The sequence below is a fragment of the Anaerovorax odorimutans DSM 5092 genome, from assembly GCF_000426305.1.
Lineage (GTDB): Bacteria > Bacillota > Clostridia > Peptostreptococcales > Anaerovoracaceae > Anaerovorax > Anaerovorax odorimutans.
Genome location: NZ_KE384520.1, coordinates 98976 through 123426, shown reverse-complemented (window position 1 = coordinate 123426; position 24451 = coordinate 98976). Strand labels below are relative to the sequence as shown.

At 30.2% G+C, this 24451-nt stretch carries 24 protein-coding genes; 9 read left to right on the top strand and 15 right to left on the bottom strand.

Annotated elements, in window-relative coordinates; translation table 11 throughout:
* Positions 1-52 precede the first annotated feature (52 nt).
* Positions 53-838 (bottom strand): C39 family peptidase, encoded by a 786-nt coding sequence (locus K292_RS0115355; RefSeq protein ID WP_051280885.1) that lies wholly within the window; start codon positions 836-838, stop codon positions 53-55.
* Positions 839-1033: 195 nt separating this feature from the next.
* On the opposite strand from K292_RS0115355, the gene K292_RS17555 reads away from it, so the two are divergent.
* From K292_RS17555 to K292_RS0115340, 3 genes are read left to right on the top strand one after another with little or no spacing between them, the layout of a single operon-like run.
* Complete coding sequence (locus tag K292_RS17555; RefSeq protein WP_051280883.1) at positions 1034-1672, top strand: TlpA family protein disulfide reductase; 639 nt, start codon at positions 1034-1036, stop codon at positions 1670-1672.
* 5 nt (positions 1673-1677) lie between these two features.
* Entirely contained in the window at positions 1678-1839 is a 162-nt protein-coding gene (locus tag K292_RS19610; protein ID WP_408605252.1) for a CD1871A family CXXC motif-containing protein, read from the top strand.
* 34 nt (positions 1840-1873) lie between these two features.
* Positions 1874-2725, top strand: a complete 852-nt coding sequence (locus tag K292_RS0115340; protein WP_084146045.1) for a 4Fe-4S binding protein — start codon at positions 1874-1876, stop codon at positions 2723-2725.
* 76 nt (positions 2726-2801) lie between these two features.
* On the opposite strand, the gene K292_RS0115335 is transcribed toward K292_RS0115340, so the two are convergent.
* From K292_RS0115335 to K292_RS0115315, 5 genes are all read right to left on the bottom strand, one after another.
* A complete protein-coding gene (locus K292_RS0115335; protein ID WP_027400577.1) occupies positions 2802-3710 on the bottom strand; it encodes a stalk domain-containing protein in 909 nt (302 codons plus the stop codon).
* A gap of 254 nt (positions 3711-3964) precedes the next feature.
* Positions 3965-5254: a permease prefix domain 1-containing protein gene (locus K292_RS0115330; protein ID WP_027400576.1), complete on the bottom strand. Its 1290-nt coding sequence runs from the start codon at positions 5252-5254 to the stop codon at positions 3965-3967.
* Positions 5241-5585 (bottom strand): PadR family transcriptional regulator, encoded by a 345-nt coding sequence (locus tag K292_RS0115325; protein WP_027400575.1) that lies wholly within the window; start codon positions 5583-5585, stop codon positions 5241-5243. Before K292_RS0115325 ends, K292_RS0115330 begins: the two co-directional genes overlap by 14 nt.
* A 100-nt stretch (positions 5586-5685) precedes the next feature.
* A complete protein-coding gene (locus K292_RS17550; RefSeq protein WP_051280879.1) occupies positions 5686-7644 on the bottom strand; it encodes an ATP-dependent metallopeptidase FtsH/Yme1/Tma family protein in 1959 nt (652 codons plus the stop codon).
* A 461-nt stretch (positions 7645-8105) separates the two neighbouring features.
* The gene (locus K292_RS0115315) at positions 8106-8924 is read right to left on the bottom strand and encodes a MerR family transcriptional regulator (protein WP_027400574.1); all 819 of its coding nucleotides are present in this window, start codon (positions 8922-8924) and stop codon (positions 8106-8108) included.
* A gap of 147 nt (positions 8925-9071) precedes the next feature.
* Here K292_RS0115315 and K292_RS0115310 point away from each other — a divergent pair, with 147 nt between their 5' ends.
* Genes K292_RS0115310 through K292_RS17545 form a run of 3 tightly spaced genes read left to right on the top strand, consistent with a single transcriptional unit; the run spans position 9072 to position 12534 of the window.
* Positions 9072-9749 carry a polyphosphate polymerase domain-containing protein gene (locus tag K292_RS0115310; RefSeq protein ID WP_330365018.1) on the top strand — a complete coding sequence of 226 codons (678 nt, stop codon included), beginning with the start codon at positions 9072-9074 and terminating at the stop codon, positions 9747-9749.
* A 15-nt stretch (positions 9750-9764) separates the two neighbouring features.
* Entirely contained in the window at positions 9765-10448 is a 684-nt protein-coding gene (locus tag K292_RS0115305) for a DUF4956 domain-containing protein (RefSeq protein WP_330365017.1), read from the top strand.
* Between the two features lie 31 nt (positions 10449-10479).
* On the top strand, positions 10480-12534 hold the full coding sequence (locus K292_RS17545; protein WP_051280877.1) for a CotH kinase family protein: 2055 nt from the start codon (positions 10480-10482) through the stop codon (positions 12532-12534).
* A gap of 18 nt (positions 12535-12552) precedes the next feature.
* Here K292_RS17545 and pgeF read toward each other — a convergent pair whose 3' ends face one another.
* Positions 12553-13272: a peptidoglycan editing factor PgeF gene (gene pgeF, locus K292_RS17540; protein WP_051280875.1), complete on the bottom strand. Its 720-nt coding sequence runs from the start codon at positions 13270-13272 to the stop codon at positions 12553-12555.
* Positions 13273-13444: 172 nt separating this feature from the next.
* On the opposite strand from pgeF, the gene K292_RS0115290 reads away from it, so the two are divergent.
* Complete coding sequence (locus K292_RS0115290; protein WP_027400571.1) at positions 13445-14311, top strand: SDR family oxidoreductase; 867 nt, start codon at positions 13445-13447, stop codon at positions 14309-14311.
* Positions 14312-14352: 41 nt separating this feature from the next.
* Here the strand turns inward: K292_RS0115290 and K292_RS0115285 are convergent, their stop codons facing one another.
* The 4 genes from K292_RS0115285 to K292_RS0115270 form a co-directional block, all read right to left on the bottom strand.
* Complete coding sequence (locus K292_RS0115285) at positions 14353-14967, bottom strand: hypothetical protein (protein ID WP_027400570.1); 615 nt, start codon at positions 14965-14967, stop codon at positions 14353-14355.
* A 168-nt stretch (positions 14968-15135) separates the two neighbouring features.
* Complete coding sequence (locus K292_RS0115280) at positions 15136-16866, bottom strand: NADH-dependent [FeFe] hydrogenase, group A6 (protein ID WP_027400569.1); 1731 nt, start codon at positions 16864-16866, stop codon at positions 15136-15138.
* An 11-nt stretch (positions 16867-16877) separates the two neighbouring features.
* Complete coding sequence (locus K292_RS0115275) at positions 16878-18134, bottom strand: complex I 51 kDa subunit family protein (protein ID WP_027400568.1); 1257 nt, start codon at positions 18132-18134, stop codon at positions 16878-16880.
* 1 nt (position 18135) lies between these two features.
* Positions 18136-18624, bottom strand: coding sequence for an NADH-quinone oxidoreductase subunit NuoE family protein (locus tag K292_RS0115270; protein WP_051280873.1), 489 nt, complete (start codon positions 18622-18624; stop codon positions 18136-18138).
* A gap of 930 nt (positions 18625-19554) precedes the next feature.
* Here K292_RS0115270 and K292_RS0115265 point away from each other — a divergent pair.
* Both K292_RS0115265 and K292_RS0115260 read left to right on the top strand, forming a co-directional pair.
* A complete protein-coding gene (locus K292_RS0115265) occupies positions 19555-20262 on the top strand; it encodes a DUF421 domain-containing protein (RefSeq protein ID WP_027400566.1) in 708 nt (235 codons plus the stop codon).
* A gap of 24 nt (positions 20263-20286) precedes the next feature.
* Entirely contained in the window at positions 20287-20652 is a 366-nt protein-coding gene (locus K292_RS0115260; RefSeq protein WP_027400565.1) for a DUF4363 family protein, read from the top strand.
* A 113-nt stretch (positions 20653-20765) separates the two neighbouring features.
* Here the strand turns inward: K292_RS0115260 and K292_RS17535 are convergent, their stop codons facing one another.
* The 4 genes from K292_RS17535 to K292_RS0115240 all read right to left on the bottom strand — a co-directional run bounded on the left by K292_RS17535 (position 20766) and on the right by K292_RS0115240 (position 24376).
* Positions 20766-21353 carry an LptM family lipoprotein gene (locus tag K292_RS17535; protein ID WP_051280871.1) on the bottom strand — a complete coding sequence of 196 codons (588 nt, stop codon included), beginning with the start codon at positions 21351-21353 and terminating at the stop codon, positions 20766-20768.
* A gap of 363 nt (positions 21354-21716) precedes the next feature.
* Positions 21717-22721, bottom strand: a complete 1005-nt coding sequence (locus K292_RS0115250) for an ABC transporter substrate-binding protein (RefSeq protein ID WP_027400564.1) — start codon at positions 22719-22721, stop codon at positions 21717-21719.
* 91 nt (positions 22722-22812) lie between these two features.
* A complete protein-coding gene (locus K292_RS0115245) occupies positions 22813-23619 on the bottom strand; it encodes an ABC transporter permease (protein WP_027400563.1) in 807 nt (268 codons plus the stop codon).
* Entirely contained in the window at positions 23612-24376 is a 765-nt protein-coding gene (locus tag K292_RS0115240; RefSeq protein WP_027400562.1) for an ABC transporter ATP-binding protein, read from the bottom strand. The genes K292_RS0115245 and K292_RS0115240 overlap by 8 nt, the downstream gene beginning before the upstream one ends.
* Positions 24377-24451 lie beyond the last annotated feature (75 nt).

The following is a 24451-nucleotide window of genomic DNA, read 5'->3' as shown; positions in this document are numbered from 1 at the left end:
AAATCAGTATCCGTATTATATTTTTAATTGTCTAAATAAAATTTAAACTATTTTATTCTATCGGCTCAGCTATAACCCAAGGTTGTGCTTTTGGAGCTTCACCTGTACAAGATCCTTCCTCCCACATGTAATAAAAGCGCTCTGCTGGTACTACGTAATATCCATCCTGGTAATGATCACTTGTATCATAAGAATCTGCTAATATAATAACATCATCTCCGAAATTATCTTTCGTACCCATAGTATCATAACCAATAATTACTTGCCAATGTCCGCACCAATCTATCCAGTCTATCATTATTGGTGTCTCAGCAGAAAGATTCTCTATTACCCATTTTTCAAATTCTTCTGTATTATTAAAAGTATTTTCTCCATTGTATTCCAAAGAACTTTTAACATTCCAGCCTATTTGATTAAAGAAATCTGCAATTCCCTTTGGACCAACTCCTATTTTGTCGCTTATATTTGCCATTTTAGCTATAGTCATCTCATCATATTTATTATTGCCATAATAATTTAATACCATAAGCGCTGCACATGCTCCGCATGTATATTCAGTGGTCTGCTGATATGTTTTAAAATTAGGAATTATGGTTAAGTTATCACTTGAATTCATATTATAAAAATCTAAATGGCTAAAATATTGAGAATTAAAATGATCTCCTAAGCCATTATAGCTTGAAGCACCACTTTCATCAGTAATATATCCATCAGGGTAATCAATATTATGCTTCTCAAATGGACTTACATTATTTGCATTATTACCTCCTGTACATGCCGTAAATGAAATAACAAAAATAAATGAAATTAATATACACATTACTTTTTTTGCTTTCATAGATTTTCCTCCTTATTAAAAATAACGTTTTATGAATAATATGCTTTAATTTTTTTGAATATTTCAACTCATTTGATATATTCAAATAAAAACCCAAATTTAATAATTTATCGGGTTTAAATAATATTTCTTTAAGGAATACTAAGTATGATCAATATATGATTTTAATTTTAATATTTATAAAGGAGAAATATAATGAAAAAACTTTTATTAATTTTACTGATCTGCTCTATGAGTACAGGCCTTTTAACAGGGTGTTATAATTCTGATGAAAATGATTCCACAAATACAGTTTCCCCAACACCTTCTTCTCCTGAAGCTGTAAAAAACAGCTCTGAGAATGAATATGCTACTGATGTAAACAAAAATGCAGCTACACAGCTTGGAGACTTTAAAGCTCAAGATGTTAATGGAAAAGAAATTACAAATGATATTTTTTCCGACTATGATTTAACCCTTGTAAATCTTTTTGCAACATTTTGTTCTCCATGTATAGAAGAAATGCCTTATCTAAATGCAATTGACAAAGAAATGGCTGACAAAAAGGTTAACGTAATTGGAATAGTCCTTGATGTCAATGAGGATGGAAAAATTGATGATGCAAAATTTGATAAATTAAAGAAAATTATAGAATCCACAAAGGCTGAATATGATATTCTCTTACCTGATGAAGTGTTAAGGCAAGGAAGATTAAAAGGAGTTAATACAGTTCCAGAATCTTTTTTTGTAGATAAAGAAGGCAATATTGTAGGTGAAACGTATTCTGGATCACATTCTAAAGACGAATGGATTAAAATAATTGAAAATGAACTTGCAAAACTAAATAAACAATAGGAAAAATGTTTATGCAATTACAAAAATTAGAACACTCGAACCTTTTTACTTCGCTAGTCATTGTTATTAGTATTGGTTCAATATTTTGGGGAATTTCTCGTGGTGAAGTCCCTATTATGTTTGAAAAAGCAATTAATATATGTTTGGAGTGTATAGGAATTGGATAATAAAATAAAAACAAATGATCCCTTCAGGTTTACAATGCAAGCACTATGGGCAATTATTACTAATAGTTTTATCATAGGTTTTATTCAAGGTAAAATATATCAAGGAAAAATTAAAAATGTATGTGTTCCCGGTTTAAATTGTTACTCATGCCCAGGTGCAATAGCATCTTGTCCTATTGGATCGCTGCAGGCAGTTATAGGCAGTTATGAATTTAAATTTTCTTTTTACATTGCAGGTTTTATGATTTTTATAGGTGCATTAATGGGACGTTTTGTATGTGGATTTTTATGCCCTTTTGGATTTATACAAGATTTACTGAACAAAATACCTTTTCCTAAAAAATTAAAAACATTTAAAGGTGATGGCTTATTACGAAAATTAAAATATGTAATACTTATTGTATTTGTCATTTTAATGCCATTATTTATAGTTGACCTTATTGGACAAGGTAGTCCGTATTTTTGTGAACTTATATGCCCAGCCGGCACATTAGAAGGCGGAATACCTCTGGTACTAATGAATAAGACGCTTAAACAAACCATAGGTTGGCTGTATGTTTGGAAAAATGTATTATTGATAATTACTATTATAGCATCCATTATTATTTATCGCCCATTTTGCAAATATATTTGTCCATTGGGAGCAATTTATGCTATATTTAATCCAGTTTCTGTTTTTAAATACCATATAAACTCAGAAAAATGTATAAATTGTCATGCATGTGCTGACATTTGCCCAATGAATGTTAATCCTTTAAAAAATCCAAATGATCCGGAATGTATCCGCTGCGGAAAATGCAGAAGCATCTGTCCCACAGATGCAATTGAATATGATTATCTTAATATCAGAAGTAATAAAAACTCATTATCTACTATAAAAAAATGACCTCCCCTAAGTTAGATTTTTAAGTCTAACTTAGGCGGGTCAATTCAATTTCTTCAAGTCTAATATTTATTCAAAGTTATTCTTTCTCTGTTAAATCCATCAAGACTATATCATACCCGTCTTTTCCATTTGTTTCATATAAATATACTTTATTACCTTTTTTTAAATGATGAATTTTACTAACCTCATATTCTATATCTTTACTATCATTAAACTCATAACATAATACGTATGGATCTAATTCATAAGTTCCATTAGAACCTATTATTGATGTACCAGTATAACTTATTTCTTTAACAGTATCTTCTTTTTCAGGAGAAACTAAGCTCATCTCAGTTATTTTATCGCTATATTTAATTTTATATAAGGCTTGTACTGTATCAGAAAAATTAATCAAATCTTGTTTTGAAGTAAGCATAGTGAATTCTTTGCCATCTAAATACCCCTCTGGTTTATTTACTGTATCTTTATTATCTTTGACTTTATAGAAAGAATTAATAACTAAAAAACCGCTTTTTACATCTGTATCCGATACTGTTTTAGAACTATCTTGTGATGAATCATTTTTATCTGATTTTGTATCTGTATTAGAGCTGTCTTTTGAAGAATCTTTATTTGATTCTTCGTTATTATTAGTATTATCTTTTTTTTCTGTTTCTTCTTTTTGTGTAACAGTATCTTCTGTCTTCTTATCAGTAATAGTAATAGTTGTAGTTTTTCCATCATATGTAATATCTTTTCCTATTAATTCTGATACTTTTCTAATTGGCAAATATACTGAACCATTATAGTTCAAGCTATATGGTGTTGAATTTCCGTTTTCAAGAGTATAAGACTGCCCCTTCTCTGCAACTTGTGTTCCATTTAAATTAATGTTGACTGAATTCAAAATAACTTGAATTGTATCAGCATAAGCAAACATAGGAACAATCATCAATGAAGCTGCAACAAATCCTAAAATAAATCCTTTAATATTTCTTTTCATAATCCTTCTCCTTCTTTTACTATTTTATCAAGCACTTTTTTACTTTGTCTTTTATAAATAGTTCATCCCCTTCCCCTGTCTTTAAATATATTAATTACAACTATAAATAGTAAACGGATTAATTCTCTTAGTCAATACTTGATGCATAAGTTGACATATATACGCATAAGTTGACAAACAAACACGCTGCACAACCGCAAAATCATATCAATTATATGAAAATTCTAAATTAAAGGCTTATATTATTATCTATATTATTTTTCCTGCAAAATAATGGGATCTTTCATAACATTATTATATCTGTATGCTGAAAGCAAAAATCCTAATAAAGCCATATTAATCAAAAAACTTATCTTACCGGGTGATAATAACGGCAATGGGCAAAGACCATATGCCCAAACCCCTAGATTGGATAATAAAAACATTATACTCTGGATACTTATTGCCAGACAAATTGATAGAGATAGTATAAATCCTAATTCACTTCTTTGTTTTTTTACTGCGTTAAATATTCTTATTATTAGAAATGCTGTGACTGTAATAACTCCCAAACTTACAATCCAACCAAATTTATAAGTAAAGTAAAGTAAAGAATAATCATAATACCAGGAAGGTAAATAATTTTCTATATTATACTCTTTTAAACTAGCTAAACTCCCCTGACCAATAAATTGAGAATCTGCTAACAAATCTCTAACCATCATAAGTATATAACCATTATCTCTTAAGAGAACATCAGACCTAATATATAAAAAAATCAGAAATGAAAGTATTATTGGAACCCATACTAATAACAGTGTAAATTTTTTACTTACCTTAAACCAATTTTTTATAACTGCCACTGTAAGTATTATGGCTCCGCATAATGTAAACATCCATGCTGAAAGTATTGACGCAGCATATAAGAAAATAAGATTAGTCATTATACCTACAATTCCGCAAAAAACTATGCCTGTATAACCTTTATTTCTCTGACTGTAAACGATTAATGAATATAACACTATAAATAATAGTGCAAAATAAAATACATGGATGTAAGATCCATTACGGCGTGAACTAACTCCAAACAATAATATACAAACTCCTAATGCTGATCCATAAAGTATCTTAGGATATTTTGCTAATAGGCTGTAATCCATAAAATATGTAATAAGCAAAATTCCAATTCCAAAAGGAATAGTTTTTAAATAATCAGCCAAATATAATGGGTTAGTCCATTCACATTTTACTGAATTTAAAGAAATAAGGTATTGTGCAGCAACGCTAATTAATATGCAAATCCCTATTATTGCTAGTATACTCCATTCGGTCTTTGCTCTATGTATTCTATCAAGCTGCTGGCCTACAATAACAGCATCGCCCATCTGGGCAACTGCATTTAATTCCGCCGTCTTTTCATCCTGACCTTTATTTATAAAAGTATTTTTCTGATCATCAATATGATTTAATAATTCCTGAGAAATATTATCATGGGCTTTTTTCCATCTGATTTGGTGAAGTACCATATTAATATATTCATTTATTTTATTATTAGGCTCCCACATATGAAACACCTCCCAATACATTTTTTACGGCATTTGCATAATGTACCCACTCTTTCTCTTTTTCCTGTAATAATTTTTTCCCCTTTTCTGTTATCTTATAATACTTTCGCTTTCTGCCCTCATCAGAAATACCTTCATAAGCAGTAACCATATTTTGCTGTTCCAGTGAATGAAGAATCGGATATAAAGTTCCTGCTTTCAATGAAAAAACTGAATTTGACTTTTTCTCAAGTGATTCTATCATTTGATAACCATACATATCTTCTTCTTCTATTAATTTTAAAATCAGCATAGTAGTATTACCGCTGTTTAAACTTTTATCTAGTTTCATTTTTTAATCTCCACTCCTTTTCGTAATCATATATAGTTCATCTATATATGATTATATATAGATGAACTATATATGTCAATTATAAAAAAGGAATTTAAAATTAATTTTCACTTATAATAGTATCTATTCTCATTTCATCCAATGTCTCTTTTTCCATAAGTTCCTTAGCAATGCAATCAAGTTTTTTTCTATGTTTTACAAGAAATTCTATAGTATCTTTATAAAGATCATTTGCCAAACAAGCGGCTTCTTCTACAATATTAAATTGATTTGTAAGTTGAGTAATATCAATCATACCTTTGTCTCCCATACCATAAATACCAATATATTGCTTAATAATTTCCGTAGCTTGTTTAATGTCCTGAGATGCTCCGGTTGTAATATCCTCATCACTATCCAGCAATATTTCTTCTGCCGCTCTTCCCGCATACATGACTTTTATTAAGCTCTTTAGATATTTTTTACTCTTAAGCGGTACATCTTCTGGGGCTCTAAAGGTTACACCTCCTGCACCGGAGGTACTTTGTACTATAGTAACAGTTGGAACGCTGTCTTTTGTCAATAGTTTAGTTGCCAAAGTATGACCGGCTTCATGATAAGCTACTAATTTAGAATAATCATTATCATCTTTCAATCTTTCTTTACGGTTACCATTCATTATTAACTTAAAAAATGCTTCCTCTAAATCTGATTTCGTAATAGACTCTTTACCTTTTGTAGCTGAAATTAGAGCAGACTCATTTAATAAATTTTCAAGCTCTGCACCTGAAAAACCATTAGTCTTTTTAGCCAATCCCTCAATATCTATTTTAGGGGATAGTTTTTTATCTGCACTATGAAGTTTTAATATTTGGTGCCTTGCTTGTTTGTCGGGTAAATTTACCGCCAATTTTAAGTCAAATCTTCCCGGTCTAGTCAACGCTGAATCTAAAAGATCTAGCCTATTCGTAGCACATATTGTTAAAATACCTTCTGCAGCAGAAAATCCATCAAGCTCTGTCAGCAAAGCATTTATTGTCTGATCCCTCTCACTGTTATTTCCTTCACCTCTGTTTCCGCCTATTGCATCGATTTCATCAATAAATACAATACATGGTGTTACTTTCTTAGCTTTATTAAATAAGTCTCTTATTCTTGAGGCTCCTACTCCCACATATTTTTCTACAAAATCGCTTCCGGATGCTGAGAAAAAAGGTACTCCCGCTTCCCCTGAAATTGCTTTTGCTATCAATGTTTTACCCGTGCCTGGAGGTCCGTAAAGAATTAACCCCTTTGTCGGTCTTGCTCCTAATTTTTTATATTTATACGGAAATTTTAATATATCTACTAACCTTAACAAATCAGGCTTTAATTCATCTATACCTTGAACTTTATCAAAAGTTACATTTTTTTCAGTATTTGTTTCAGGTTTCTTTGTATTATTTTTCTCATTGACTATAAGTTTATCTTTTTTAAGGATTTTTTTATTTATAAAAAAGAACCATAAAACAAAAAAAGAAAATGATATAATTAAAGAAAAAATAATAAAAATACTTGTACTTCTTTTTGAGTCTATTTTATCTTCATTAATAGCTTTACTGCTTCCTACATTTAAAACACCGGTTAACTCCAAAGCATTAATATATTTTTGAGACATTTTAATAGCATAATAGGTATTATTTTTAGTTCTTATCAATAGATCATTACTCTTTGTCAAAGCAACATTCAATATTTCCATATTAAAATTTATATCATAAAATTGTTCTTCATCTATCTTCTTTACTTTTACATATTTTGATATTTCATCTATATTTATTTTATTTAATCCTAATTCATTAAAATCAGCAACTGTTTCACTATTTACTTCTTGCGACTCTTCTGTATTATAATTGCACTCCTCTTCATATAAATGCGGACTTCGCGTTACAATGGTCAAATTTTTGTTCTCAGAATCTTCTATTTTCACGTTATTATCAAATTCATTATTATCACTTTCTGCAAAAGTACAAATTACTTGTACATGTACAAAACTAACTACTAATAAAGCAAAAATAAGCTTATACAAATTCTTCTTTAACATATCTCTATACGAAACCCTCCTTTATAATTATGTAAATAAAAAATAATCTAACTTCTTATGAATTTTCATTTTGAACACAAACTTTTATTTATGTAAATAAAAGAAATTATTAGTTCTAGAAATTATGTATTTTAAATATATAACTAACAAAGATTAGTCTTTCTCTATATATGGAATTTATGCAAGTCCTTAAACAGTTTATCCTATATTTTCACTTTAAATTGTTATTACAATTTGCAGTACTAAAATACGTTTACAAAGTTCAAGAAATCTAATTAAAGCTTATTTTATATTTTAATTTTTCTAAGTTGAAAAATTTGTTTTTTCAATAAAAAATATGCCCTCCTTGCAATAAACAGTTTTTATAATTTAAACTATCTTCTTCAAAGAAAGCATATTAAAATACATTTACCTGATTTTTAGGTGTATTGTTTTAATTGATTTTTTATATAACAATATATTTACTTCTTTTTTACAGGATAGCAGACTTCTGTTACCCACTCTTCCGGATTTTGTGTTTCATGAGGACTTACATGATAAATATCAAAAAAATGTCCATCAAATTCATATCCATTATCACGTACCCAATTTGCCACTGCTTCACTCACTTCACTGATTTTATCATAGCCTCCTTTATGAATAGCTGATGCTATTTGAACAGGTGGCATAGTTTTAAATACTACATTTTCAGTATTTTCATATTTTCCTTTAACGGATTTTTGAACTTCCACATCAACATCATTTTCTTTAAATTCACCATCATGAAAAATTGCTAACGTATAGCAAGGCTCTCCATCTTTTAAATTCATATGAGCAGTTTCTTTCATAAGTATATGCCACAATTTACCTTCATAAGAATAATCTGTAATATTCTTGCGTACACTTGCAACATACATTTGAGGCAATTCTTTTAAAATTACATTATAATTCATATTTATACCATCCTTTCCAAGACGATTTAACGTTGTTTCCAACAATCTAAGTTTTTCGTCTAAACTGTCAACTTGCTCCTTTATCTCTGTTTGTTTTATTCTAAGATAGATTTTCAGTTTTTCAGAATCCTCATACTGGGATAAAATATCACCTATAACCGTAAGACTGAACCCCATATTTTTTAAAGCAGTAATGCGATTGGCAACAGAAAGCTGATCTTCACTATAATAGCGATAACCTGTAAAATCATTAACACTTTCGGGAATAAGCAAACCTATTTCATCATAGTGTCTGAGCATTCTTATACTAATTCTTGACAGTTTTGAAAAATCTCCTATTTTCAACATTTATTTTTACCTCACATATATGTGTTTTTTTGAGCTCATTTACAGTATAGAGTATACCATTATGTGAGAGTCAACAAATTAATTAAATATTTTAAGGTTATTTTAAGGTTGGCATTTTATACTCTTTCAATTAAGGAGGTGAGCGGAGTGAAACCAAGGCATGAATTTAAGCATTATATTAATAAAAATGATTATATGATTATTAAAAGCAGAATTTCAAAGATAATGAAAATTGATAGAAATGCAGGAGAAAATGGGGAATACAAAATTAGAAGTCTATATTTTGACAATTATAACAATAAAGCTTTACAGGAAAAATTAATAGGCATCAGTAAACGTGAAAAATTTCGTATTCGATTTTATAATAATGATTTAAATTTTATAAAGCTTGAAAAAAAATCAAAAGAAAGAGGTCTTTGTACTAAACAAAGCTGCAAATTATCAGTTGATGACTGCAATCTGATAATTTCAGGCAACATTCAGGAGCTTGAAGTTTCTGAAAGACCACTGCTTAGAGAATTAGTGTTAAAGATGAGAAATGAGTTACTAAGACCAAAAACAGTTGTGGACTATATTAGAGAAGCATATATTTTCTCAACAGGTAATGTCCGTATAACATTTGATAAATCAATAAGAACCGGAATAAATAATATTGATATTTTATCAGATAATTTACCAACTATTGCAAGTATAAATAAGGATTTAATTATACTTGAAGTGAAATATGATAATTTTTTACCTGAAATTATCTGTGACATAATACAGACAGGTCAACGAAGTAAAACAGCAATTTCAAAGTATGCATTATGCAGAATTTATGGATAAACGGAGGATTCAAAATTGAATAATACAATTAGTTTCAATGATATTTTTAAAAGCAGTTTTCTGGAAAATCAAAGTTCAATTTCTATTATAGATATGGTTATTGCTCTTGTACTTTCATTTGTAGTTGGACTTTTTATAATGTTGATTTATAAAAAAACCTTTAAGGGAGTAATGTATTCTTATAGTTTTTGTGTATCTCTTTTAGCAATGACACTAATAACAACACTTATTATTTTAGCAGTTACCTCAAATGTAGTTCTGTCACTAGGTATGGTGGGAGCATTATCTATAGTTCGTTTTAGAAGCGCTATTAAAGAACCTCTTGACATAGCTTTTCTGTTTTGGTCAATCAGTGTAGGTATAGTCTTAGGTGCAGGATTTATTCCATTAGGTATACTTGGTTCTTTGTTCATAGGATTGATTATGATTTTATTCGTAAATAAAGACACAAAAGATAACCCTTATATTTTAGTATTATCATGTGAAGATGATATTTCTGAAAAGAAAGCTATTGAATTTACACAAAATAAAGTTAAAAAACAAGTTGTAAAATCTAAAACCGTTTCTTCTGATGGAATTGAAATTACTGTGGAAATAAGGCTTAAAGATATGACAACAGAATTTATAAATGAAGTTTCAAAAATACCTGGAATAAAAAGCGCAGTACTTGTAAGTTATAACGGTGATTATATGGGATAAAATCCTCACATCCGAAAGGAGGTTTTTAACCTTGTTAAGTGAAAAGCATACTAAAATAATTACAATAATCTCTATTATATTGGCTGTTGTTTTATGCATTGTAAGTATGTATTTTTTTTATGATTCAAAAGAACAGCAATCAACATCTGAATATGAGGCAAAACTATTTGATGAAGATTTTATAGATATACAAGTAATCACTGATGATGATACTTGGAACAGTATAATAGAAAATGCACTTCTGGAACAATATACTATGGTAGATGTAATTGTGAATGGGAAAAAGTTCTCAAATGTTGGGATAAGACCAAAAGGTAATTCCAGCCTTAACCAAATAGCATCAAATGAAAACAGTGACAGATACAGTTTTAAAATAAAATTTGATGAATTTATTGACAATCAGACATGCTATGGATTGGATACACTTATACTTAATAATATGTTAAGTGATAATTCATATCTTAAAGAATATATAGCTTTCGATATTATGAACTCTATAGGAGTAAACAGTTCTCTATATAATTTTTCTAATTTAAGCGTAAACGGTGAAAACTTTGGGTTTTATCTTGCTTTAGAAGGATATAATGATAGCTTTGAAAAGCGCACTTTTAATGATATCAGTGGTCATCTTTACAGTGTTAAATCTTCTGAAATAGGCAATAAAATGGATAAAAATGAAGATGATGCAGGTAATAGCAAACAAGGACCTATGCCTCAAATGAACGTGAACACAAATCAGGATAAAACTCCGCCAATGGATGCAAAAATAAATCAAGATAATATTACTGAATTGCCAGGAAACAACAATCAAGGCAATACGCCACAAAGAAATGATGTTACAGGGTCCCCACCAGCAATATCAAAGTCGGGAGAAAATATTCAAGGAAATGTACCTCAAAATGATGAAAACAAAACTCATGGGGGTATGAAATCAATGGGTGAAAACAGCGGCACAACATTAAAATATACAGATGATGAGATTAGCAGTTATTTAGGAATTTTTGATAATGCAGTAGGTAACAAAACCACGAATAGTGATAAAAAAAGAATTATAACTGCAATCAAAAATCTAAATGAGGGAAAAGATCTTGAAAAATACTTTGATATAGACCAAATACTGAGATACCTTGCAGCACACACGGTAATGGTAAATATGGACAGTTATTCTTCTACCATGTGTCAAAACTATTATTTATATGAAAATAATGGCAAAGTTACAGTTTTACCTTGGGATTATGGTCTTTCCCTTGGAGGAATGCATTCCAAAGACTCAAGTACAGTTATTAATTTTCCAATAGATACTCCTGTTTCGGGGGTGGATATGGCGGATAGACCTCTTATTAGTAAATTACTTGAGATACCAAAGTATAAAAAACTTTATCATAATTATTTACAAGAAATTTATAATAGCTACCTCGCAGAAGATAAAATAACTTCTACAATAGATACTCTTACAAATAGAATCAACAGTTATGTAAAATCTGATTCATCCGCACTTTGTTCTTATGAAGAATATGAAAATGCAACAGCAACTTTAAAACAAATATTGATATTACGTGGCGAAAGTATCAAAGGGCAACTTGACGGAAGTATTCCAAGCACTACTACAGGTCAAAGCGAAAATCCCGAACTATTAATTACATCTGATGATATTGATCTTTCTTCTTTAGGAAGTATGGGAGGCGGAAAAGGAGATGGTAACGAAAAAGACAGAAATAAAGCATTTAATCCTATGGATGATAATATTCAAAATACTTTAGATAATGGCAATGATGAATCTACAAATACAAATGTAAATCAACTCCCTAAACAAGTAGATATGCAAAAGGTTATGAATATAGTCAACGAGGCAAAAGGAAGAGATCTAACAGAGGAAGAAATTACTCAATTGGCAGATTTAGGAATTAACAAAGATATGGTAAATAATTTTGATAATAATAATATGCATAAAAAATCAAATTCCCATGAATCACAACAATCTTCTTCCAAGCTTATACAAGTTTATATTAATATTGGACTCGGATTAATTATGTTAATAGTAATTTTTGCTTTAAGTAGGTTCAAACGAAGAAAATACAGAAGTTAGTATTAAAGCACCGCAAAACTAGCGGTGCTTTATACTTAAGCAAATACCTGCCCCCATTCTTTTCTTTACTCCCTTTTCTCCTCTATACGAGCAAAATAATTCTGGATTACAACAAGTACAATGACTGCTGACTTGAATATTTTTTACTCCTAAATCCAAAAGCTGTCTTTTATTGATTCCTTTTAAATCTATATAATACTTTTCACCCTTTTTTTCTGCAAATTCATCTGCAAAGTCCCATTTTTGCCTAAATTCTTCATATACTTCTCTGCCTACCTCAAAGCAGCATTTACTTATACCTGGACTTATAAAACTAATAATATCTTCAGGTTTACTGTTATATTCACACATCATGATTTTTACTGCATTTTGCGATATGCCTTTTACAGTTCCTCTCCATCCTGCATGTACTAACCCTATTGCTTTTTGTTCTTTATCATAAAAATACACTGCAAGACAATCAGCATGTACGGTTGTCAGTAAAACATCTGGATTATTTGTAACCAAACCATCAGTTTCAGGAATTATAACTTCCTTCTTATTGCCAATATCTTTAATAATTTCTACATTTGCCTTATGTACTTGTTTTGGCCATATTAATTTATAATCTTCCAATGATAATTCTTCTAGTACGTCTTTATTATAATATGGACTTTTAAGAGCTGCTCCCGCTTTGGTTGAAAAAAAACCTCTTACACCATCTTCATTTTCAAATACCGGTAAATATAATATGCTCATAATTTCCACCCCTTTTCATTATTGATTGTCTATATTCTACATAATAATTAAAATATACACAATAATATATTCATATATAAAAACAATATAATCTGTAAGTATACTTATGTGTAGATATTATGTTTTTGTACATAATAAGAATAATTTAATAAATTATAAAAGGAGGCTAACTATGTCTTTTCCAACTTCATTTCCACCGCAGCACCAAGACCAGCATCCAGGTCTTGAATATGCAATGATTCCATTTCCGATTTATGATAATGACAGTTATCTTACAAGGGGTACTTTATTGCAAGATAAAGTTGCCATTATAACCGGTGGTGACAGCGGTATTGGCAAAGCTGTAGCTTTAGCATTTGCAAAGCAAGGTGCTAATATTGTAATTGCTTATTATAATGAAAAAAAAGACGCTCAAACCGTCAGAGATATAATAGAAGCGGTTCAAAGAGAATGCCTAGTCATACAGGCAGATTTATCTTTAGAAACTGAATGTCAAAGAGTTATCTCTGAAACAATCAATCATTTTAATAAACTGGATATACTTGTAAATAATGCAGCCGTTCAATATGAAGCTCAAAAACTTGAGCTTATTTCTGAAGAGCAATTTGATAAAACCTTTAAAACCAATGTATATGGTACTTTTCATATGACCAAAGCTGCACTTCCACATCTTAAATCCGGTTGCAGTATTATAAATACAACTTCTGTAGTAGCTTTTCACGGAAATGAAACCTTAATTGATTATTCTATGACTAAAGGAGCTTTAGTAGCTTTTACACGCTCTCTTGCCACATCCCTTGCTAAATCTAAATCTGGAATCCGTGTAAATGCAGTAGCTCCCGGACCTATTTGGACACCACTTATTCCTTCAAGTTTTAGTGAAGAAAAAGTTTCCAAGTTCGGTGCAAATACTCCTATGGGGAGAGCTGGTCAACCTGTGGAATGTGCAGGAGCTTATGTTTTCCTTGCATCTGATGCCGCTTCTTATATTACAGGACAAACTATTCATATTAACGGAGGAGAAATAGTCAACGCATAAATATCGTCAAGATTACTTATTTTTCAACAGCAATCGCCTATTTACAATATGCTGTTATTTGTTGTATTATTGATAGAATCTTGTGTTATGCTAGATGAAATAATACCTCTTGCCATGTAACTTGCTATTAAAAAAATAACATCTTCAATCATATTATATGTTACAATTTCCTCATCATAATTTTCATTTATTACTGCACTAACTTCATCGATTTTTAATTTAATATATTGATAGAGTAAATATTTCCAATGTTTTTCATCCCAATATATATTTATCCTAGCTAATAATGATGCTAATTCATCTGCTGTTTTATACCATTTAATTATTTTTGAATTCGTTAATACTTTATCACCATATTTCATAGATTCCACTACACTCATAGCAGTTTTAATAAATTCCGTTAAAATATCCATTAATCTTTGTGCAGCTTCAGTGCCATAAAATATACTAAAAGTATTATAAAATTCCCTTGGTATATTAATTAAATAATTAGCAACTGATTTTAAATTTTTCGTATCATAAATTAAAGCTTTTATATACGTCCTCATCCAGCTAGCAATATTTAACCATAGTTTTTGAAAAGCAATTATTATATTCATTTGATCATATGTAATATAGTTATCATTTGATAATGTTTGATCCATTTTATGAAACACTATAAAAACCTCCATATACTTTTTATAATTTAGTATATGTTTTGCAGTATAAAATGATAATTTTAATCTAATTATTAAAATACCGTACAACAAAAAACTGTACGGTATTTCTATTTAATATTATTTACCTTATATTTTTATATCTAAAAAGTATATAATGCTTTAATTTTATACTAATTCATCTGATCTTTTCTTATAATGTGTATGGAGTAATTCATGTGCAAGATGGCTGTTTGGATTTCCTAAGAAGTCTTCGTACAATTGTATTACTTCAGGGTTTTCATGTGATTTTCTGATTGGCATTTCTCTATCTATTCTATAAATAGAATCCATTCTGCGAGCCTTTACTAATTTAGTTGATCTTACCGGTTGACCTCCTCCGCCTAAACATCCACCTGTGCAAGCCATTATTTCTATAAAAGCATATTCCGAGTTACCTTTTTTAACCTCTTCCATCAACTTATACGCATTACTTAATCCATGAGCTACAGCAACCTTAACAGAAGTTCCTGCTAAATCAACAGTTGCTTCTTTTATACCATCAAAACCTCTGACATCATGAAAATCAATATCTGTTAGAATTTCTCCTGTAACCTTTTCATATACCGTTCTGAGTGCAGCTTCCATAACACCGCCGGTTGCACCAAAAATTACAGCAGCACCAGTTGAAGTTCCCATCAATGTATCAAATTCCTCATCTTCAAGATCTGCAAAATCAATACCTGCGCTTTTAATCATTCTTGTCAACTCTCTTGTGGTCAAAACAACGTCCACATCCCTAAATCCGCTGGAATTAATATCAGGTCTTGCAGCTTCAAATTTTTTCGCAGTACATGGCATAATTGAAATAACGAAAACCTTTGCTGGATCAATATCCATCTTTTTTGCATAGTAAGTTTTAGCAACTGCTCCAAACATTTGTTGCGGAGACTTACATGTTGACACATGCTCTAATAAATCAGGGAAAAATCCTTCCGCATAATTTATCCATCCGGGACTGCATGATGTTATTAAAGGCAGTGTACCTCCAGTTTTAATCCTATGAAGAAGTTCATTTCCTTCTTCTAATATTGTTAAATCAGCAGTAAAGTTTGTATCAAAAACCTTATCAAAGCCTAACATTCTAAGAGCAGTTATCATTTTTCCAGTTACTTCTTCTCCCCTTGAAATACCAAGTTCATCACCAAGGGCAACTCGCACTGCGGGAGCTACTTGAACAACAACATGCTTGTTTGGATCATTTATTGCTTCCCAAGCTTTTTCAGTCTCATCATTTTCATATATTGCTCCAACTGGACAGACACTTGAACATTGTCCACAAAAAGTACAGAGTGTCTTATCAAGATTAGTATTAAAACCAGCCCCTACATTAGTATTTACCGATCTGTTATAAGGACTTAAAACACCTACCATCTGTGTTTCCTGGCAAACTTCTACACATCTCATGCATTTGATGCACTTATTACGGTCTCTTACCAATACACCTGAAGTATTATCAATTACATAAGTATCAATGTTATTAATCATATCGCTGTTATTAATATTGAATCTCCTGCATAAATCTTGAAGGCTGCATGATCCAGATCGAATACAATTTAGACAATCATTTGGATGATTTGCTATAATTAATTCCAACACGCCTTTTTGTAAATCTCTTACTTCCTGCGTATTTGTCAAAATTTCAGCTCCATCTGTTACCTTTGTGGAACAGGCCGTTACAAACTTATCTGAACTTTTATCATGCACTAAACAGATTCTACAGTTTGCTTTTACTTTTTGATCAGGATGATAGCATAAGGTAGGAATATTAATATTTAGTTTTTTTGCCGCTTCTAATATAGTCGTTTCCTCCGGTACTGTTATTTGCTTATTATTTATTGACAAAGTACATGTTTTCATGTTAATCTCTCCTATATTTTATTTTCAACCATGTTTTCTTTCAAATCGTCATAAAAATGCTTTATTGCAGTTACCATTACTGTAGGTGCTGCGGTTCCAAGACCGCAAAACGAACATTTTTGCATTATATTAGCCAATCGTTGAATTTTATAAATATCTTCCATTTCACCTTTTCTTTCAGCAAACCGATGTGCTATCTTAAGCAGCTGTCTGTTTCCTTCTCGACATGGCGTACATTTTCCACAGCTTTCATGTGCAAAAAACTCCTGAACAGTTACCATAAATTCTGAAATACGGTTTGTATCATCAGCAACTAAAACTGCCCCGGAGCCAATACTAAAATCTTTTTCCTTAAAATCTTCATAACTATATTTAATATCAAGCATAGACTTTGGAACAAGAGGACCAGATGCTCCACCGACTTGTGCAAATTTAAAATGTCTACCATCTTTAATGCCTCCTCCAAGGTCATATATAATTTCTCTTAAAGTTATACCAAACGGGACTTCATAAACGCCTGGTTTTTCAACATTTCCGCACAAACTGATAATCTTTGTACCTTTACTTATTGAAGTTCCACAATTTAAATATTTTTCTGCATCTTCTGAAAGCAGCGTAGTAACAACACCATATGATTCTATGTTGTTTGCCAAAGTAGGTTTATCAAACAATCCAGCCTCAGCTGTACGTTTTACTTTAATTCTAGGTCTTCCACCTCTTCCTTCTATAGATTCAATTAAAGCAGTTGTTTCACCGCATATAAATGCTCCTGCGCCTGATACAACTTTAATATCAAAGCTCAAGTTACTTCCTAATATATTTTCTCCTAAATATCCCCCAGCCTTTGCATTTGCAATTGCCTTCTTCATTATTTCTCTTATTCTTCCATATTCTTCTCTTATATATATTATTCCTTCTCTTCCACCCACAGCATAAGCTGCTATGGTCATTCCTTCAATGATTCTATAAGGGTCATATTCAAGAAAATACCTGTCTTTAAAAGTAGATGGTTCTCCTTCATCTGCATTGCAAAGAATGTAAGTATCACCTTCAACTTTCGAGGCTTGTTCCCACTTTTTCCCTGTAGGGAATGCTGCCCCACCTCTCCCTTTAAGACCTGATGATTTAACCATTTCAATAATCTCTGATGGCTCAATTGACAATGCTTTCTTTAAAGATTCATATCCTCCAACTTCTAAATAATCGTCAATTGTATCTACTTTTATTTTTTTAAAATTCTTAGAAACAATGCTTACTGACTTATCCATACTAATTACCTCTATAACTTTCAATTATTCGTTTCAACTTTAATTGATCAAGCATTCCATATACCTCATGACCAATTTTTATAGCCGGTGATATATCGCAAGCCCCGAAGCACGAACTATATTCGAGTGAAAACATTCCATCTGAAGTTGTTTCTCCAACCTTAATTTTTAGCTCTTTTTCAATCATTTCCTGCAATTTTTCATATTTTGAAACCTTGCAGCAGGTGCTGTTGCATATCTGAATCACATATCTTCCTTTTGGTTTGTCTGACAATGCAGAATAGAAAGACATAACATTAAAAACATTACTAACATGAGTATCAAGCTTTTTGCTGATATAGATCACTTCATCTTTTGAAATGTAATGATTTGGATTGATTTCCTGAACTTCAAGCAATATTGCAAGTAAATTATGCTTACTTGCTCCATGCATTGCGATAATTTCGTCAATCTTATGATACAAAGCATCATCTGTAATTAATTTTTCCATTCAATTTTTCCTCCATAAAACAAAGTACTTAATTTTATGCTAAAACATTTCGGCTTTTTCCCTTAAACACTAACACTCCTTTTCTAATTTTCCTCTCAATAAATTTTTAACAATGTATTATTAATATATTACTATAATTTTTTTAATATTCAAACAAGTTTTTTGTATTTTTTATGATTAAATTATATATAATTTTCAAAATTTTAGCAAAACAAACCCTTTACATGAGGTTATACAGTTTAATTTTTCAGTAATTTCAGTAATTTCTCAATACTTTTTAAAGAAATATCTTTTATAGTAAAAATAAAATCATTTCAAAATAAAAGAGTTATATTTTATCTTTATATATTAAGAATCACTAACTTTTATAACCAGAGTTCACTTATGTATGTGATTTTTATAACTTAAGTATTCATATCATTACACAAACTCAGAAATAATCCTATTTAATTACAAAGTATTTAATTTTTATTTATTTTTCAATATTAATCGTTTATTTTCGATATACGTTTATTTTGATGAAATCTCTATTTTTACAATGTTTTATCTATTTTTATAATAAAAGAAATAATTAAATATACTTTAAAATTGGACAATAAAATAAGAGATATTTTTATGTAATTAAATTAGTATTTTAATATTTAGTTATTTTTTATTATCTTTTTGATATTCAGCTTATATTGGAAAAGCTATATTTAAAGCTGATAAAAATGAGATCTACACCTTTTTTAGCTAAAATTTTTACTTAAATTAACGTTATTCATGACAGTTTACAATAATATGCATTATGTTTCTTCTGCCTAATTTAAAATTGTTGAAATTACAATGGTTATGTTATTTAATTTATAATTCAACACTGAATTTCCCATAATAAGTATACTTAGTATAGATTGGTAAATACTAAGTAAAAATCATATAGAGGTGATAAATTTGAATGAAGGATTAGTAGTAGTAGTAAGAGCCTTAATAGGTTTTTTTACACTATTAATATTTACAAGACTTTTAGGGAAACAGCAAATAAGTCAATTAACATTTTTTGATTATATACTTGGAATCACAGTTGGCTCCATTGCTGCTACACTTACTACTGATTTAACAAGCAGAACGTGGGCTCATTGGGTTGGATTAGTAACTTGGATTGCAGCAGTATTAGCTATGCAATTAATCACAATAAAATGGAGAGATGCATCTAAATATATAAATGGAGAACCAACTATTGTAATAATGAACGGTCTTATCATGGAGGATTCTATGAAAAAGATGAGATACAGAATTGATGATCTTAAGGAACAGCTAAGGGAAAAAGGAGCTTTTAATTTATCAGAAATAGAATTTGCCGTATTAGAAACAAGCGGGAACTTATCTGTTCTTAAAAAATCACAATATCAACCTCTTACGCCGAAAGATATGCAAATAAAAACTGATTACAGCGGTCTTGGTACTGAGCTTATTTATAATGGCTTAGTTATTGATAAAAATTTAAAACAAATTAATAAAGACAAGATTTGGCTATTCTCTGAACTAAAAAGTTCAGGAGTTAGGGATATATCCGAAGTATTTTATGCTGCTTTAGATTCTTCTGGAGAATTATATATTGATAAATATAAAGACCATATAACTAATAAGACCAGCTGCTAATACAGCTTTTTTAAAGGTGAAATTATGAAGAAAATTTTTAGTTATATTATACCAGTTATATTAATTGCCTTTTTTATTTTAATCATGTTATCTGCTCCTTTATTAAAACAATCATATGGAGAAAAAGATAATGTACTTGGTATAATAAAAACAATTGAATATGATATAGATAATGATAAATGGAAAAGTGCTGAAAAAAATATCGATAAACTTGATGATGCATGGAAAATAGTTTCTAAACGTGTTCAATTCAGTGCAGAATGGGATGAATTAATAAATGCAGAATCATGTATAGCAAGAGCTAGAGGATATGTTAAAGCAAACTATAAAGCAGGAGTGCTCTCCGAATTAAGTGAAGTAAAAGAACATTGGCACGACATAGGCAAATGATCAAAACTTATTACGAAACTCTAAAAAAACCTCCTATGTATTCATAGGAAGTCATTTTTAATTATCACTAATTTTTTATATACACTTTTACGTGTAATTAGTAAAGATAAGAATTAGTTACTTTCAACAAAAGATTTTCCCATTTCTTCTGCAGCACTTATCATTCCTCCAAATATTGCATCTGTAAGTTCATCATTTAAATCGATCTTCCACGTTCCATCTTTCATTTCTAAATTTATATCTACTGTTTTCGTAACGGTTTCATTCTCTTTTTGATTCATTAAATTTACAAATATTTCAATTGTCTTTTCGTTCATCTCTTCTTCATTTAAACCTGAAAATGCTAAAGTAAACAATTGCGGAATAAAATCTGCAAAGATTTTAGCCATATCGGTATTAGTAATTTTAGTTTTTACATTTGCCTTTTCCCCATCCACTTCAGATGAAATAATCTCATAATCTAAATTAATAAAAATAAGGCGAATCATTTCTTCCGCATCCGCTTTCTCATCTTCATTAAGATCTTCATAACTGTTATCTAATAATTTATCATAATCAATATACTTTATTGCTGATTCACGATCGCAGTATTTTACTGCACTCAATGTACTCTTTACTGTCTGTTCCGGTTTGTTTCCTCCGCAAGAAGCTAAGCTAAACAGTAAAGCAGCAATTAAAACAATTGATAAAATTTTCTTCATATATATGACCTTCTTTCTCATATAAATATAGATAACACATTTCTAATAATCAGTCTATCATACAGCAATATAATTTCAACAATATTTTATATTATCATATTTTCCGAATATATTTACTTACTATAATTAGTAATTAAATATTTATAATTCTTATTATTCATATTACAAAAGTAAAGATGATTTTCAATAAATATATAGGTCTCCTACTTCTTTTATGAAATTGAACTTCTTTTTTACTTTTCGAGGTGAATTAACATTTCTCTAGTGGGAAAGTTGAATTAATTACTTAAAAAATGGAGAAAAAGTAACTCCATTTTTTAAATAAATTGGTTATTTTAAAGAATAAACTTTAGTTAAAGTTATCTACTCTTTTATAACTTTTTCTGCAAAAGTATTATTGATAACTTTATCGTGCGGAGCTTTTTTCGTTAATTCCCCAGCTTGAGTCATTACTTCTTGCAATAATTCAAAAGAATCAGTGTTCAAAACAGGGTCACTGCTCCATACATCAATATCTTTATATCTTTGTATTACTGTTGTCAATAAGTCAATATCTGTATCAGGGAAAGATGGGGCAACGATTTCAGCTATTTTTTTTGCTTCATTAGCCTCAACCCATTTTTGACCTTTATAAATGGCTCTTGTAAATCGCTCTATTAAATCTTGATTTTCTTCAATAAAGCTCTTCTTTGCAAAATATGCTGTATACGATATTTCTCCACTCTCTCTTCCTATGGAGGATACTATGTATCCTTTGCCTTCTTTTTCAAGCATAGATGCTGTCGGCTCAAACAATGTTACATAATCTCCGGTTCCACTTGTAAAAGCTCCTGCCATTAATGCAAATTGAATACTGTTGTCTAAAGTTGTATCTTTTAAAGGATCTAAACCATTCTGACGAATTACATACTCTAAAGTCATATAAGGAACTCCACCTTTACGCCCAGGCAATACAGTTTTTCCACGAATTTTATCCCATGAAAAATCAGAATCAGGTTCACGTCCCACAAGGAAAGAGCCATCACGCTGAGTTAACAGTGAGAATACCTCCGTATAATCTTCCTTTCCTTCATTATAGACATAAATAGAGGCTTCAGGACCTGCAAATCCTATATCTACATTATCCGAAAGTACCGCTGCCATAACCTTATCTGCTCCCTGCCCGTTGGAAAGTTCTATTTCAATTCCTTCGTCTTCAAAATAGCCTAGATTAATTGCTGCATATTGCGGAGCATAAAATATGGAATGAGTAACCTCACAAACAGTTACAACATCCTTATCCTTTGTTTTTGAATCACAACCGGCAAATACAGGAATAATTAATAATAGGCTTAAAGTTATGCAGATAAATTTTAAGTATTTTCTCATTTCACCAACTCCTTTTATATTTCATTTTGATTTATTAAAGTAAATAAAGGTAAACCCTTAATACTTTCACAAAAATATATAAGTTCTTATTTTAATGTCCATACCACCTCATTACCAATCGCTGCATGAGAACAACAGCCTCATACATGACAGCGGCAACAATAGCTAAAATAATCACACTGGCCATAACCAAGTCAAGTTGAAATACTTGACCTCCATATACTATCAAATATCCCAATCCTGCTTTTGATACAAGAAATTCACCTGCAATAACACCTACTAAAGAAAGCCCTATATTTATTTTTAAAGAATTAAATAAAGTTGTTATATTATACGGAAATACAATTTTCTTGAAAATTTGCATCTTAGTAGCTCCAAATGTTGTTGCCATTTTTATATATTCCTTATCTGTATTTTGAAAACCATTTAACATCTCTAAAACAGTAACAATTAAAGAAATTGCAAGAGCCATAAAAATAATAGCCTCAGTTCCTGCACCCACAATTATAATGATAACTGGGCCTAAAGCAATCTTAGGTAAACTGTTTAATACAACAAGATAAGGCTCGCTGACTTTGGAAATAAACCTGCTCCACCAAAGTATAATTGCTAAAACAGTTCCCGTTATAACTCCTAATGTAAATCCAACTAAAGTCTCATATACAGTTACTCCGATATGCACTAGCAAGTCGTTTTGAGCCATATTAATACAAGTATTCCATATTCGTGATGGCTGACTCAAAATAAAACTGTCTATTAAACCAAGTAAAGCAGAAATTTCCCATATAGCTATGAAACAAACTAATATTCCAACTTGCCAAATAAGAATCATTCGTTTTCTGCGTTTTTCCTTTTTTAAATATATAACTCTTTCTTTGGAAAGCTGTTTATTATCCATCTGAACTTAGCTCCTTCCAAATGTAATCAAAATACTTGCTGAACTTTGGATTTTTTCTGCAATTTAAAGGTGTTCTGTTTTCATCCTCAAAATCAATAGTAAGAATTTCCTTAATAACAGCAGGTCTCTGGCTAAGTATAATTACTTTATCTGCCATGCTTATGCCTTCAGGAATATCATGAGTTACCATTATAGTTGTAACTTGTTCTTGCTTTAAAATTTTATACACGTCATTGGTAACCGTCAGTCTAGTCTGATAATCCAATGCTGAAAAAGCTTCATCCAAAAGCAAAATATCCGGATTAATTGCTAAAGTTCTTATTAACGCAACCCTTTGTCTCATACCACCGGATAGTTGGGAAGGATATTTATCTTTAAATTCATAAAGCTCATAGGTTTTTAAAAGCTGTATTACTCTTTCTATATTTTCCGGTGTCAAGTTATTCTGAATTTCTAGACCCAGCATTACATTGCTATAAATAGTTCTCCATTCAAGTAAATTATCTTTTTGAAGCATATAACCTATATGATTTGAAATTCCCTTTATTTTTTCTCCGTTAACAAAAACTTCTCCTGATGTTGGTTTCATCAATCCTGCGATAATAGAAAGAAGTGTGGACTTACCGCACCCGCTAGGTCCTACAATACTAACGAATTCACCTTTTTCCACACGAAAACTGATTTCTTTTAATGCAGTTATTTCACCATTTACGGCTTGATATTTTTCTTCAATATTACTTACATCTAAAACTACCACAAAGCTCCACCTCATCGCTTTTTATAATACTTTTATTTTATGCTGACAGATTAGAAATTGTGAAATCCCTTATGA

Bases quoted from the DNA above. Each gene is read 5' to 3' on its own strand.
- K292_RS0115245 (WP_027400563.1), bottom strand. From the start codon at position 23,619: ATGGATAATAAACAGCTTTCCAAAGAAAGAGTTATATATTTAAAAAAG.
- K292_RS0115340 (WP_084146045.1), top strand. From the start codon at position 1,874: ATGCAAGCACTATGGGCAATTATTACTAATAGTTTTATCATAGGTTTT.
- K292_RS0115355 (WP_051280885.1), bottom strand. From the start codon at position 838: ATGAAAGCAAAAAAAGTAATGTGTATATTAATTTCATTTATTTTTGTT.
- K292_RS0115260 (WP_027400565.1), top strand. From the start codon at position 20,287: ATGAAGAAAATTTTTAGTTATATTATACCAGTTATATTAATTGCCTTT.
- K292_RS0115280 (WP_027400569.1), bottom strand. From the start codon at position 16,866: ATGAAAACATGTACTTTGTCAATAAATAATAAGCAAATAACAGTACCG.
- K292_RS17535 (WP_051280871.1), bottom strand. From the start codon at position 21,353: ATGAAGAAAATTTTATCAATTGTTTTAATTGCTGCTTTACTGTTTAGC.
- pgeF (WP_051280875.1), bottom strand. From the start codon at position 13,272: ATGAGCATATTATATTTACCGGTATTTGAAAATGAAGATGGTGTAAGA.
- K292_RS0115315 (WP_027400574.1), bottom strand. From the start codon at position 8,924: ATGTTGAAAATAGGAGATTTTTCAAAACTGTCAAGAATTAGTATAAGA.
- K292_RS17550 (WP_051280879.1), bottom strand. From the start codon at position 7,644: ATGTTAAAGAAGAATTTGTATAAGCTTATTTTTGCTTTATTAGTAGTT.
- K292_RS17555 (WP_051280883.1), top strand. From the start codon at position 1,034: ATGAAAAAACTTTTATTAATTTTACTGATCTGCTCTATGAGTACAGGC.
- K292_RS0115335 (WP_027400577.1), bottom strand. From the start codon at position 3,710: ATGAAAAGAAATATTAAAGGATTTATTTTAGGATTTGTTGCAGCTTCA.
- K292_RS0115330 (WP_027400576.1), bottom strand. From the start codon at position 5,254: ATGTGGGAGCCTAATAATAAAATAAATGAATATATTAATATGGTACTT.
- K292_RS0115275 (WP_027400568.1), bottom strand. From the start codon at position 18,134: ATGGATAAGTCAGTAAGCATTGTTTCTAAGAATTTTAAAAAAATAAAA.
- K292_RS19610 (WP_408605252.1), top strand. From the start codon at position 1,678: ATGTTTATGCAATTACAAAAATTAGAACACTCGAACCTTTTTACTTCG.
- K292_RS0115250 (WP_027400564.1), bottom strand. From the start codon at position 22,721: ATGAGAAAATACTTAAAATTTATCTGCATAACTTTAAGCCTATTATTA.
- K292_RS0115290 (WP_027400571.1), top strand. From the start codon at position 13,445: ATGTCTTTTCCAACTTCATTTCCACCGCAGCACCAAGACCAGCATCCA.
- K292_RS0115270 (WP_051280873.1), bottom strand. From the start codon at position 18,624: ATGGAAAAATTAATTACAGATGATGCTTTGTATCATAAGATTGACGAA.
- K292_RS0115325 (WP_027400575.1), bottom strand. From the start codon at position 5,585: ATGAAACTAGATAAAAGTTTAAACAGCGGTAATACTACTATGCTGATT.